8 protein-coding genes are annotated in these 12,656 nt (G+C 72.4%); 1 reads left to right on the plus strand and 7 read right to left on the minus strand.

Annotated elements, in window-relative coordinates:
• Positions 1 to 110: 110 nt before the first annotated feature.
• From ABZU75_RS31430 to ABZU75_RS31460, 7 genes are all read right to left on the minus strand, one after another.
• Positions 111 to 1,241, minus strand: coding sequence for an ABC transporter substrate-binding protein (locus tag ABZU75_RS31430; RefSeq protein WP_355562029.1), 1,131 nt, complete (start codon positions 1,239 to 1,241; stop codon positions 111 to 113).
• A 14-nt stretch (positions 1,242 to 1,255) separates the two neighbouring features.
• Positions 1,256 to 1,666 (minus strand): nuclear transport factor 2 family protein, encoded by a 411-nt coding sequence (locus tag ABZU75_RS31435; RefSeq protein ID WP_355562032.1) that lies wholly within the window; start codon positions 1,664 to 1,666, stop codon positions 1,256 to 1,258.
• The gene (locus ABZU75_RS31440; protein WP_355562035.1) at positions 1,666 to 1,977 is read right to left on the minus strand and encodes a hypothetical protein; all 312 of its coding nucleotides are present in this window, start codon (positions 1,975 to 1,977) and stop codon (positions 1,666 to 1,668) included. The genes ABZU75_RS31435 and ABZU75_RS31440 overlap by 1 nt, the downstream gene beginning before the upstream one ends.
• The gene (locus tag ABZU75_RS31445) at positions 1,977 to 3,050 is read right to left on the minus strand and encodes a class I SAM-dependent methyltransferase (protein ID WP_355562038.1); all 1,074 of its coding nucleotides are present in this window, start codon (positions 3,048 to 3,050) and stop codon (positions 1,977 to 1,979) included. Before ABZU75_RS31445 ends, ABZU75_RS31440 begins: the two co-directional genes overlap by 1 nt.
• Before the next feature lie 100 nt (positions 3,051 to 3,150).
• Positions 3,151 to 5,184, minus strand: coding sequence for an FAD-dependent oxidoreductase (locus ABZU75_RS31450; protein WP_355562041.1), 2,034 nt, complete (start codon positions 5,182 to 5,184; stop codon positions 3,151 to 3,153).
• A gap of 538 nt (positions 5,185 to 5,722) precedes the next feature.
• Positions 5,723 to 9,697, minus strand: a complete 3,975-nt coding sequence (locus ABZU75_RS31455; protein WP_355562044.1) for an AAA family ATPase — start codon at positions 9,695 to 9,697, stop codon at positions 5,723 to 5,725.
• Entirely contained in the window at positions 9,698 to 10,825 is a 1,128-nt protein-coding gene (locus tag ABZU75_RS31460; protein ID WP_355562047.1) for an exonuclease SbcCD subunit D, read from the minus strand. It lies immediately after the preceding gene.
• Between the two features lie 141 nt (positions 10,826 to 10,966).
• Here ABZU75_RS31460 and ABZU75_RS31465 point away from each other — a divergent pair, with 141 nt between their 5' ends.
• Positions 10,967 to 12,484 carry a prolyl oligopeptidase family serine peptidase gene (locus ABZU75_RS31465; RefSeq protein WP_355562049.1) on the plus strand — a complete coding sequence of 506 codons (1,518 nt, stop codon included), beginning with the start codon at positions 10,967 to 10,969 and terminating at the stop codon, positions 12,482 to 12,484.
• Positions 12,485 to 12,656 lie beyond the last annotated feature (172 nt).

Below are 12,656 nucleotides of genomic sequence, written 5' to 3' on the forward strand. Positions count from 1 at the left end.
CACGGTGATCTCGCCGGAGATGATCTTCTGCTTGTACTCGTCGAGCTTGGTCTTGATGTCGTCGACCTGGCCACCGGTGGCCCCGGGTCACCTCGGGCGTACCCCCCGGGTCACTTCGGGCTGTACGCCTTGGCCTTGGAGACCACCGCGGCGGAGTCGAACTCGTTGGCCGCCGGCAGCAGGCTCGCGTCCCAGACGTCGGCGATCACCGGGTCCTTGGTGATCTGCCCGGCGCCCTTGGTGTAGGCGGCGGTCTTCGTCCACTCCTGGTCGCTGATCGCGCCCCAGTCCGCGAAGGTCTCCGGCTCGCCGGTGGTGGGGGTCGCGGTCTTCAGCCACGCCGCCATGACCTTGGTGTCGTCGGCGATCCGGTCCTCGGCGGACTTGCCCGCCAGGATCTGCGGGAAGACCGTGTAGCCGATGCGGGCGGCGGCCTCGTTGTTGACCGCGGAGAAGAGCATGCCCTGGTAGCCGGCGCGCAGGAAGCGGGTCAGCACGTCCTTCTTCTCGTCGAAGGCGTCCTTGCGCACGGCGAAGGTGATGGAGCGGATCCCCTGGAACATGTCCGGGTTGGGGAGGTACTCGTAGGTGACGCCGGAGTTCTCGATCGTGGCGTACGCCTGGGTGTAGAGCGCGAGCGCGTCCACCTGGCCGCTGCTGATCGCGCTGGCGGCCTGCGCGCCCACACCGACGGGCAGCAGCTCGACGTCCTTCTCCGGGTCCAGCCCGGCCTCGCGGACGTAGCCCCGCGCGTACGGGCTGGAGCCCGACGCCAGGCTGATGACGCCGATCTTCTTGCCCTTGAGGTCGGCGCCGCTCTTGATGCCGCTGCCCGGCTTGACCGCCATGACCCACGGCCAGTTCTGCACCAGGCCGCCGATCGCCTTGACCGGCACGCCCTTCTCCACCGCGGCGAGGATCGAGCCCGCGTCGGCCGCGGTGATGTCGGCGCTGCCGGACGCGACTGCCTGGATGGCGGCCACGGACCCGTCGGCGTTGATGGTCTCGACGTCCAGGTTCTGCTCGTCGAAGAAGCCCTGGTCCTTGGCCACCGCGTAGGCGGCGACCTCCTCCTTGGGGCCGATGACCGCCGAGGCGATGGCGAAGGTGATCTTTCCTCGGGCGGTCTGGGCACCGTCGGCGCCCTCGGGGGCGGCGGTGTCGCCTCCACCGCAGCCGGCCAGCATGGTCAGTGTCGCGACGGTGAGGGCGCCAACGCCCAGTCGCAGGGATTTCTTCACGTACGGCACCTCTGTCAAACCGATGGGGTGGGGGGTGTCAGGCCTGGGAGGGGGAACCCGGCCTCGCTGAGGTCGTTGTAGACGTGCTGCTCGGCGATGAGACCGTCGCGGATGACGAACACGTCCACGTAGCGGATGCCCGAGAAGGGGGCTCCGGCCAGGTCCTCGCCGTACAGGGTGCCCAGGGAGGTGACGACGACGGCGTCGTCACCGTCACCCTCGAAGTACCGTTCGCGGTTCTTGCGCACCCACAGGTAGCGGCCACCGGCGCCGGCGACCATCTCCGACAGTGAGGTGAAGACCAGGTCCCCCGGGAAGACGAGCCGCACCCCCGGCGCGAGGAGCCTGGCGGCCTCGTCGAGGTCGCGGTCCTCGCACAGTTGCAGGTAGTGGTCGACGAGCTTGGCCGCCGTGCCGGTGGCCATCAGCCGGCCTTGGCCGCCAGGGCGGCTTCCCACTGGTCGCGCAGCGGGTGCTCGGCGGGGCCGCTCTCCGCGATGATCCTCATCAGGCGGTTCATCATCGCGTCGCGCTGGTGCTCCAGGGTCCGGCGCTCCGCCTCGTCGGGCACCAGGGAGTCGAGCTCTCCCTCGGAGAGGACGTCGTGGCGGACCAGCAGCGCCTCCAGACCGTGCAACCGCTGGTTGGCGACGTGCAGGTCGGTGCTGAGCTGCAGGACCAGGTCGAGCAGCTTGCCAAGGTGACGGTCGCGGAAGTAGTCGAATTCGTCGCTCATCAGTTCTCCGGCTTGTTCGCGGCGAGAGCCGCCCACGGGAAGTGCCATTCGCGCCGGTCGCCCCAGCCCTCGGGGCGCACGCCCTCGTTGCGCTCGTCGAACGGGGACCAGGACGCGTCGGTCAGACCGGCCTCGCGGCAGAACTCCAGGAGGTCGGAGGCGAACAGGTCATGGAAGAAGGGCTCGTTGTTGCGCTCGGCGTGCTCGAAGATCGTCGCGTCCCTGAACGGGTCACCGGTCGGCTGGAACTCCAGGAAGCGGAGCGCCCCACCGGGCCGCAGCAGGCGGGCGGCCTCCTGGATGGTCTCCCGTACCGCCTGGGCCGGCATCTCGTGCAGCACCATCGTGCCGGTGACCACGTCGCAGGAGCCGTCCGGCAGGCCGGTCGTCCTGCCGTCGCCCTGGAGGTAGGTGATCGCGACGTCCTCGGCCTCGGCCTCGGCGTGCGCCAGGCGCAGGCCGGGGGCGGCGAAGTCGATGCCGATGACCTCGGCCTGCGGGTAGCGCTTCGCGAGCGGGCGGGTGCTCTTGCCGAAGCCGCAGCCGATGTCGATCACGCGGGCCGCGTCCGGCAGGTCGGGCAGCGCGGTCTGGGTGAACAGCTGGTGGAACTTGTAGCCGTCGTTGTCGCGCAGCATGACGATCCGCGCGCCGAACTCGTAGACGTAAGCCGACAGGTCATCGGAGAAGAACCCGCCGGGCTGGATGTGGATGTCGAAGTCGGTGTACCAGTCCGGCAGCTCCACCTCGGAATTCAGCACGAGCTTGCCCTTCGGCGCCGCCACCTCGCCCAGTTGGTCGACCAGGTCGGCGCGGCGGCTGATGACGGCGTCACCGGCCGTCTTCCACAGCATCTTCTGCTGCACCCGCTCAAGGTGGCTGAACCACGAGTAGAGGCTCAGGTTACGGAAACGCTCGCCGGCCTCCTCCACGGTCTGCGCGGGAGCGCCGTCGGCGCGGTACTCCTCGGCGAGGGCGGGGTAGAGCGTGTCGGCCCACCTCTTGCGCATCGCCAGGATGTAGTCCACGGTGGAGCGTTCGTCGAAGGTCAGGCGATCCTCAATATCGATCATGGTTCTCCTTCTAGGGGTCGAGCGGTGCCCCTCTACGGCGCCGCGTCGGGGTCGACGGGGAACGGTGGCGGTGTGGTCGGGGCGTGGTTCGGGGCGTGGTTCAGCGCGCACGGGCCAGCGCGGTCGCGCCGCTGACGGCATCGGTCAGGAAGGTGCCGGCGAGCCGTCCCTCATAGACCGCCTCCAGCGCGGTCCGCGGCGCGTTGGCGTCGCCGACGACGTGCACGCGGGGGGCCTCGGGCAGGGCGTCGAGCTCGCGGTAGAGCTCGTCCACGGCGGTGGGGGTGCCCGCGTCGACGATCGCGGTCACGCCAGGCATGGTCTCCACATCACCGCACAGGGTGTCGCGGAGGGTGAGCAGGCCTCCCTCGACGCCCTGCGGGACGCGCAGCGGGTGGACCTTGACCCCCAGTTCACCGAAGCGGTGGGTGAGCGCGAGCCTGGAGTACGTGGTGATGCGGGCCGAAAGCGAGGCGGTCGGGGAGAGCAGGTGCACCTTCGCCCCCAGCCCGGCCAGGTGCTCGGCGATCGACGCGGCGGGCCAGGCCCCCTCGTCGTCGCGGACGACGACGGTGCCGCGCAGCGGCGAGGCCGGGTCCTCCAGGGAGGTGACCGCCTGCCACAGGTCGAACACCGGAGGCCCGCCCGGCAACTCCCGCCGCCGAGGCCGCGAGCCCGTCGCCACGATGACGTCGTCGACGCCCTCGTGGCGACCTCCCGCGAGGAGGTCCGCCGCCTCGACGCGGTGCCCCAGCAGGATCGTGATCCGCTCGGCGGCGACGTCCCGGCTGAGTTCCGAGGTGAGCAGCGCGAGGCGCTCCCTGCCGGGTACCCGGGCGGCGATCGCCACCTGGCCGCCCAGCTCGGGGCCGGCCTCGGCGAGCGTCACGTCGTGGCCGGCGCGCCGGGCCGACAGCGCCGCCTCCATGCCCGCGGGACCGCCGCCGACGACGAGGACCCGGCGGGGACGGGCACCGGCGAGCGGCGACTCCGCCCTCGTCCGCCGCCACTCCCGTTCGGCGCCGACCTCGGGGTTGACCACACAGGAGATCGGCAGGCTGCTCTCCAGCCGCCCGATGCAGCCCTGGTTGCAGGCCAGGCACGAGCGGGACTCGTGCGAACGGCCCTCCATCGCCTTGCGGACCAGGTGGGGGTCGGCGATGTGCGGCCGCGCCAGCCCCACGAGGTCGGCCTCACCGGAGGCGACCAGCTCGACGGCCTCGGAAAGGCTGTCGAGCCGGCACACCGCCAGCACGGCCAGGTCGGGGAAGCTCCGCTTGAACAGCGCGGCGTGGTGCCGGAACGGCGCGTGGCCGAAGCTCATGTCGGCCATCTGCGTCGCCAGCGAGTAGCTGCCGTGGTAGGCCGAGTGGCTGACGTGCACGTAGACGAGCGGGAACTCACCGCGCAGCAGCCCGACGACCTCCAGCATGTCCTGCGGCGTCAGACCGCCGGGCAGGAACTCGTCGGCGCTGATCCGCAGGCCCACCGGCAGGTCCGGCGCCTGCCGGGTCACCGAGGCGAGCACCTCGCGGGTGAGCCTGAGACGCCCGTCGAGGTCGCCACCGTAGCCGTCGGTCCTGGTGTTGGTGACCGGCGAGAGGAACTGCTGGAGCAGGTGGCCGTGGCCGAGATGGACCTCCACACCGTCGTACCCGGCCTGGGCCATGCGGCGGGCGGCCGCGCCGAACGCGTCGACGACCGTGGCGATGTCACCGTGTCCCATCGCGTGCGGGACGTGCGCCCCGGCGGCCCACGGCACGTCGGCCGCCGACCAGGCCGCGGTGCGGGTCGCGTCCCCGGAGGCCTGCCGCCCCGCGTGCATGATCTGGGCGAAGATCCGTGTCCCCTCGGCCCGCACGGCCTCCGCGACCTCGGCGTAGGCCGGGATGGAGGAGTCGTCGAAGCTGCCCAGGCTGATGTGCCTGCCGGCGCTGGTGGGATGGACCCGCACCGCCTCGGTGATGATCAGCCCCACCCCGCCTCTGGCACGCTCCAGGTGGTAGGCGGTGTGCCGGGTGGTCGGGCGGTTGTCCAGGCCGAAATTGGTGGTGTGGCCGGGCACGAAAACCCGGTTGCGCAGCGACACCGGCCCCAGCCTGACGGGCGAGAACAGCGGTCCCGGATCCGGCATCGTCGCCCTTCTTTCTCTCGGTGGCGTGAATGTGACCGTGGGCACCCGTCGGATCCCCATCGTTCCGTTCAGCGGTACGGCGTTCAGATGAACCGAACGGCGTGGAACGAACAGTAAGGAGTGACAAAGAGGGAGTCAATGGTTGATTTGAAATTCCGGGCAGCCGTAACATGCTTCTAACCCATCCCCAAAAAGACCTGATCCACCGCCGGTGCGGCACCCCGAACGGAAAGGACACACCGGTACGGCCCCTCGGACACCCTCGCCTTCGAGTCACGCGCCCCGCGAACCGCGCCGTCCTGACGCACGGTGTTCGGCACGCAGCGTTCGGCACGCGGCGTTCGGCACGCGCCGATTCATGCCGCGATGAGGTCGTCGGCAGACCAAGCCCTTCAGCAACGCTCGCGGTGTTCGGCGGGCGACCACGTCACGGGGCTTGAGCAACAACGAAACGGCCAGCAGGTCACGTCCCGTTGAGTGGTGTGACTCAAGCCGATCATGTGACGTCGGCGCCTGTCACGCGACTACGAGTATCTGATCATTGGCGGACCGTCGAGCCGCGGCGCTCCTTGCGGATGTGCAGTTGGGCGGGGACCCGGGTGCGCAGCTCGGCGACGTGGCTGACGATGCCGACCGCGCGGCCGTTGTCGCGCAGGCCGTCGAGGATGTCGAGCACCCCGTCGAGGGTGTCCTCGTCCAGGGTGCCGAAGCCCTCGTCGACGAAGAGCGTGCCGATGTCGACTCCCCCGGCCTCGGCGGTGACCACGTCGGCCAGGCCGAGGGCCAGGGCCAGGGAGGTGATGAAGCTCTCGCCGCCCGACAGGGTCGCCGGGTCGCGGCCGACGCCGGTCCAGCTGTCCAGGATGTGCAGGCCGAGCCCGCCGCCGGACCTGCTCCGGTCGCCGGCGGAGCGGTCGCGGTTGTGCTCCAGCAGGTAGCGCCCGCCCGACATGTGGTCGAGCCGCTCGTTGGCCGAGGCGACCACCTGGCTGAGGCGCTCGCCGAGCACGTACGAGGAGAGCCGCATCCGCCACCGGTTGTCGGCGGAGTTCCCGCCGGTCAGGGCGGCGAGCCGGTCGGCCAGGCGGTGCTGCTCGTCGGCGGGCCGCCAGCGTTCCAGGCAGGCGGCCAGCTCGGTGCGGAGCGCGGCCAGCCGGGCCAGCCGGCTCTCGGCCTGGCTCCGCTCGGAGAGCAGACGGGCATGGGCGGCGTCGGCCGCGTCCCGCGCCTCGCGCAGGCTCAAGAGGTCGGGTTCCGGCTCGGCGGCGGCGGCGACCAGCTCGGGGTCGGCGAGCATCGCGACGACCGCGGCGCTCTCCGTGGCGAGCTCGTGGAGACGGGCGGCCTTCTCCTCCCGGTCGGCGGGAGAGCGTACGGCCGCGCGGGCGTCGTCCAGCCCGAGGAAGCCCGCCTCGACGACGGCGCTCAGCGCCCGGTCGCGGGCGGTCACCAGCTCGGCGGCGCTGACCCGCTCGTCCCTGACCGCCTCGACGGCCTCCCTGAGCAGTTCCGCCTCGTCGGCCAGCCGGTCCAGCCTGACGGTCAGCGTCGGGTCCTGGCCGCGTGCCTCGTCGATGCGCCCGGCCAGCCGCTCGGCGTCGGCGCCGAGCCTTTCGACGTCCGTACGGCGGGCCGCCAGGTCGACGGCGAGTTCGCGCGAGCGTTCCCGGAGCCGCTCGGACTCGGCGGCGATCCCGGCCGCCTCCGCCGCCAGCGCCGGCTCGGCCTCGGCCGACTCCCGGAGCGCGGCCAGCACCCCCTCCGCCTCGGCGAGCTCGCCCGCGGCGTCGGGTACGGCCAGGTCGGTCCGGGCGCTCGCCTCCCGGTGGGCCGCGGTGACCTCGACGGCGTGGACGGCGGCGGCCAGGGCCGCGGAGAGACGCTCGGCCTCCGCCGCCAGGCGGTCGCGGCGGGCCTGGACCGTGAGGTCGTCGCCCCGGGCCCCGGCCAGGCGGGCGGTCAGGCGCTCACGCTCGGCCTGCCATCCCGCCAGGCGGGCATGGCCTTCGGCGAGCCGCCGGGTGATCTCCTCGATCCGGGTTCTCGCGCCGTCCAGCTCGGCGGCGATCCGCTCCACCTCGGTGGCGAGGACGTCCTCGGCGCCTGCCGTAGAGGTCAGCGCCTCCAGTTCCCGTTCGGCCTCGGCGAGGGTCTCCCCCGCCCGTTCCCCGGTCTCCTCCCCCGCGACGGCGAGGACCTCGTCGAGGCGGGAGAGCAGCACCGTGACCGTGGTCTCCGCGCCCCGGCGCCGTTCCTGGGCCGCCTCGTAGGCGCCCTGGGCCGCGTGCTCGTCCTCGGCGGTGTGCGCCTCGTCGGCCGGGGCGGCGGGAGCGGGGTGGTCGGGCGAACCGCACACCGCGCAGGGGTCGCCAGGGGTGAGCTTGGCGGCGAGCTCGGCGGCCATGCCCTCGATCCTGGACCGCTGGATGTCCTGGTAGCGGTCGCGGAGCGTCTGCGCGAGGTCGGTGGTCTCGACCTGAGCGGCGCGCGCGACCTCCAGCTCGGCGCTGAGCGCCTCGCGGCGCCGTACCGCGGTGAGCACCGCGGTGGCGGCCTCGGCACGCGCCCGCGCGGCCGGAATTCCCGCCCCGGCGGCCCTGGCCTCGTTCAGCCGTACGGTCGCCTCCGCCGCCTCGGCGGGCAGCCCCTCCCGGCGCTCGCGGACCTCGGCCTCCTGCCGGGCCGCCTCCGCGAGCTCACCGTCAAGTGCGGCGATCAGCCCGTCGAGTTCGGCCAGCCGGGCCTCCTCGACCCGCAACCCCTCCAGCCCGGCCAGCTGTCGCCCGCACTCCCTCTCCCGGGCGGCGAGGACCTCGCGGATCTCACCGGGTTCGACGGACGGGCCGGCGCCCTCGCGACGGGTCCCGAGCACGTCATGGGCCCCGCCCGGAAGCGTGTCACCGCTCCCGGCGGGAAGCCCTGCTCCGAGCGGGGCGTGGGCTTCGGGAGTGGCGAAGGCGTCGCGGACCCCTGGCGGGAGAGCGGCAAGCCCGGCGGCGAGGTCGGCGCGGGCCGCGGCCAGGCCGGCGGCGAGGCGGTCGCGCTGCTCGGCCGCCCGGAGGCGGGTGGCGGCGCCCTCGACCGCCGACTCGGCGGCGGGGATGCGGGCGGCGTCCAGACGGGCGGCGGTGAGACGCTCGTCCACCTCCCGCCGGAGCTCGGGGATGACCTTCAGGCGGGAGTCGGCCACGGCCTGCGCGGCGGCCAGCTCGACGATCTCGCGAGCGGTCCTCTCCCGCTCCTGGACGATCTCCGCCAGGCGTGACTCCTCCGCGCGCAGCTCGCCCAGGCGGGTGATCTCGCTCCGGCGATCGCGTTCCAGCTCGACCAGGTGGCCGAGCAGGGCGTGACGGCGGTCCGCGTCGGCGTCCGCCCGGTCCCGGGCGTCGTCGCAGAGCGCGTCGGTACCCGTACGGTCGCGGACGACGTCGGAGGTGGCATCGAGGAGAGGGAGTGCGCGGGCGACGGCGTCGGCGGCCAGGCTTCGAGCCTTGGTCGCGGCCTCGGCACGCTGCTCGGCGCCCTGGATCAGCGGCAGCACCCGGTCGGCGGTCGCCGCCTCCTCCAGGAGGGTCTCCAGGTCCGCCCGTTCCTCGGCGGTCTCCTCCAGCGCCCGGCTCCTGGTCAGCGCCTCGGCGTGGCGGCGGCGCCGGTCGGCCAGCGCGGTGCCACGTTCCAGGCTCTCGCGCGCCTGCCGTACGGCGGCCTCGCCACCAAGGCCCACACCGCTCAGCCGCGTGACCTCCCGTGCCGCGAGTTCCTCGACCGCGTGGGCCCATCCCAGTGGGTCATCCTCCACCGAGACCTCCGCCGAGGCTTCGGTCAACGCGGCCGAGAGCGCGGACCCCGCGGCTTCCTCAAGGCGTTTCACCGCGAAGTCGACCTCCTTGCGGAGGGCCTGCTGCTCGCGGAACGCCTCGGTGCGCCGGTCGGCGAGCCAGGACTCGGCGGTGGCGTAAACCTTCACCGAGAAGAGGCGCTCCAGGACCTTGCGCCGGTCCTCCCCGTCCGCACGGAGGAACTTCGCGAAATCCCCCTGGGGCAACATCGCGACCTGGAGGAACTGCTCGGCGTTCATGCCGAGCAGGGTGCCGATGAACTCCCCCGCCTCGTCGACCCGGTTGGTCAGCCCCGCCCACTCCCCCGAGGGGGCGAACTCCTGGAGCAGTGCCTTCTCGTTCTCCCTGGTCGTGCCGGTGCCCCTGAGCTTGGGGCGCTGCCAGCCGGGCGACCGGGTGATCTTCAGCCGGCGCCCCCTGATCGTGACCTCCAGTGCCACGCTGGGCCCACGTCCCGGGGGCGCGTGGTCGCAGCGCAGGCTCTTGGCGCTGTCGCGCCTGCCCGGCACCCTGCCGTACAGGGCGTAGCAGAGCGCGTCGAGCACCGTGGTCTTGCCCGCCCCCGTGGGGCCGTGGATCAGGAAGAGCCCCGCCTCGGCGAGGGCGTCGAAGTCGACCTGCTCCTCACCGGGGAAGGAGCCGAAGGCGGTGATCCACAGACGGTGCGGGCGCATCTACGCCATCGCCTCCTTCGCGCGGGAGGCCTCGACGGCCCTCTGCAGCAGTTCGGTCTCGGCGGGGTCGGCGGCCTCGCCGCGCACCTCGCGGACGAAGTCGAGGGCGACCTCGATCTCGGGGCGCCCGGCCACCCTGGGCCGGGTGACGGTCTCACCGACCCCGCCCTCGGGTTCGAAGGACAGCGCGAGCGTGTGCGGAAAGCGGGACCTGAGCCGCTCCATCGCGCCCTTGGGCCGGATCCGGTCGACGAGCGTCACCTGGAGCCAGTGGTCCTCGTAGCGGGCGTGCTCGGGTGCGGCCAGCAGGTCGTCGATGCGACCGGTGAGCCGGCTGACCGGCCTGGGCACCGGAGCCTCGGCGAACTCCGCGCGCTCGTACCCGCCGGGGCCGATGTCGACCAGCCAGGACCCCTTCACCTGGCCGGCCTCGGAGAAGGAGTAGGCGATCGGGGAGCCGGAGTAGCGGACGGTCTCGCTCATCCGCTGGCGACCGTGCAGATGGCCGAGCGCCACGTAGTCGACACCGTCGAAGGCGGACACCGGGACGTGCGCGACGCCTCCCACGCTGATGTCGCGCTCGCTGTCGCTGCCCCGTCCCCCGGTCACGAACGCGTGGGCGAGGACCACCGACCGAGGTCCGCGCCGGGTGAGGTCGGCGCGGATCAGGGACATGGCGTGCCCGATCGCGGCGGTGTGGGTGCGCTCGGGCAGCTCCCAGGGGGCGCGCACCAGCTCGGGCTCCAGATAGGGGATGCCGTAGAAGGCGACGTCGTCGACGACGACCGGCTCGCCGACCCGCTCGGGGTCGGTGCGCAGGTGGACGCCTGCCGCGTCGATGAGGTGCGCGCCGAAGCCGAGACGGCGCGCCGAGTCGTGGTTACCGCTGATCAGCACGGTGCGCGCCCCGGTGTCGACCAGCCGCCGCAGCGCCTGGTTGCACAACTCGACCGCGTCGACCGAGGGCAGCGCCCGGTCGTAGACGTCACCGGAGACCGCGACCACGTCGATCCGCTCCGATCTGACGGTCTCGATCAGATGGTCGACGAAGGCACCCTGGGCGGCCAGGAGACTCTCCCGGTGGAACGAGCGGCCCAGGTGCCAGTCCGATGTGTGCAGCACCCGCATGTCGCACGAAGCTAACAGGACTCAGCGACAAATGTGGCCACTCACATCACTCGGATCGCCCGTCCCGCTCAGGGTTTTCGTCCATGAGTACGCTTGAAGATCGGAGGGAACGATACCGGGAAACGACGATCACGGAGGCGAGTGACGATCGGGGATCGGATCGGTAACCAGGCCGGCCGTGGCGTTCTGAGCGTCGCCTCCGGCCTGATCCTCGTGGTTCTCGCGACGGTGGGCTACACCCTGCCGCCGCCGTTCGACCCGACCCCGCTCCGCGCCGATCCGGTCTTCCAGACCCTTCCTCCCCAGCCGCCGGACGAGGTCAGGCCGGTCGCCGCGACCAGGCAGATCACCACGCAGGACGTCACCGTCACGGCCGAGGACGGTACACCGCTCGAGGCGACGATCCGCGCGCCGGTCGCCCCCGGACGCCACCCGGCGCTGGTCTTCGTGCAGGGGGCCGGGCCCGGGGTCAGAGGAGAGTTCACGACCCAGGCCGAGTGGCTGGCCAGGGCCGGGATCGTCACCCTCGTCTACGACAAGCGGACCGTGGGCTACGACTTCCGCAACCGTGACTTCGGCCTGCTCGCCCGCGACGCCCTGCTCGTTCTGGAGGAGCTGCTCGTCCGCGACGACGTCGACCCGGCCAGGGCGGGGCTCTGGGGGGTGAGCGAGGGCAGCTGGGTGGTGCCCATCGCCGCCACCAGGAGCAGCGCCGTCGGGTTCACCGTGCTGGTGTCGGCACCCAACGTCTCCCCCATGCGGCAGGTGACCTGGGCACTGGGCGAGCAGCTCGAACGGCTGTACGCGCCCAGCGGGGTACGCGAGCTGCTCACCCGCGCCATGGGCGCCGTCGACATGAACTTCCTGCGCTACGACGGCCTGCCCGCGCTGCGCGGGATGCGGCAACCGGTCCTGGCCCTGTACGGCACGCGCGATCCCTCGATCCCGTTCGTGGAGAGCAGCATGGCGTTGACCGGCGCGCTCACCGAGGGCGGCAACAGCGACTACACCATCCGCTACCTCGACCGCGCCGACCACGGCATGCGCGTGCACGGCGGCCCGTTCGCGCCCGGCTACCTGCAGACGCTGGCCAACTGGGTCCTGGGCCTGCCCGGCACGGCCAGACCCGTGGTGCGCATCGCCGGCGCCACGCCGATCCAGCGCCTGGCGGCCAGCGACGTTCCCGCGGCTCCCTGGTACGCCGGGGGGACCGTCATCGGGCTGACGCTCTGCCTGGCCGCGGTCGGCTACGTGGTCGGCCCGGTGGCCGAGATGGTGGTGCGGCTCCGCGGCCGGTCACCCGCCGCGGAGGCCAACGCCCGGATCTGGCCACCGGTCCGGCGACGGTTCCGCCGGATGGCGTGGACCGGGGCCGGGCTGCTCGTCTCGGTGGTGGCGTTCATCACGCTGCTCGTGCTGTTCTCGGTCAACCAGGCCGGGGCGTGGCCCGCGGTGCTCACCGGGTGGCTGGTCATCAGGGTCCTGGCGCTGCTGATGCTGCTGCAGGAGGTCACGGGCGTGGCGGCCGTCGTCGCCGGGTTGCGGGAGGGCTGGGAGCCCTCCCGTCCGCAGAGTTTCGCGATCGCCGGGGTGCTCGGCGGCACCGCCCTGCTCCTGGTGGCCGCGGCCTACTACGGCCTGTTCGCCTTCCCCTGGTGATGTCCTGATCGCCGGCGCGACATCTCGGCGGGTTCCCGTTCCACCCACGCCACCTCTCGCATCCTGACCCGCCGGCGAGACCCGGAAGGTCAGGGACGGTCGAAATCACAGGATAAAGCCTTGTCAGCTTCCCGAGTTGTTCACCGACTTGTCGCCCGCGACCTGGTTTCGC

The organism is Streptosporangium sp. NPDC005286 (assembly GCF_040607515.1).
Lineage (GTDB): Bacteria > Actinomycetota > Actinomycetes > Streptosporangiales > Streptosporangiaceae > Streptosporangium.

Excerpts from the sequence above, each read along its gene's own strand:
- ABZU75_RS31435 (WP_355562032.1), bottom strand. The coding sequence starts at position 1,666 with ATGGCCACCGGCACGGCGGCCAAGCTCGTCGACCACTACCTGCAACTG.
- ABZU75_RS31440 (WP_355562035.1), bottom strand. The coding sequence starts at position 1,977 with ATGAGCGACGAATTCGACTACTTCCGCGACCGTCACCTTGGCAAGCTG.
- ABZU75_RS31445 (WP_355562038.1), bottom strand. The coding sequence starts at position 3,050 with ATGATCGATATTGAGGATCGCCTGACCTTCGACGAACGCTCCACCGTG.
- ABZU75_RS31450 (WP_355562041.1), bottom strand. The coding sequence starts at position 5,184 with ATGCCGGATCCGGGACCGCTGTTCTCGCCCGTCAGGCTGGGGCCGGTG.
- ABZU75_RS31455 (WP_355562044.1), bottom strand. The coding sequence starts at position 9,697 with ATGCGCCCGCACCGTCTGTGGATCACCGCCTTCGGCTCCTTCCCCGGT.
- ABZU75_RS31460 (WP_355562047.1), bottom strand. The coding sequence starts at position 10,825 with ATGCGGGTGCTGCACACATCGGACTGGCACCTGGGCCGCTCGTTCCAC.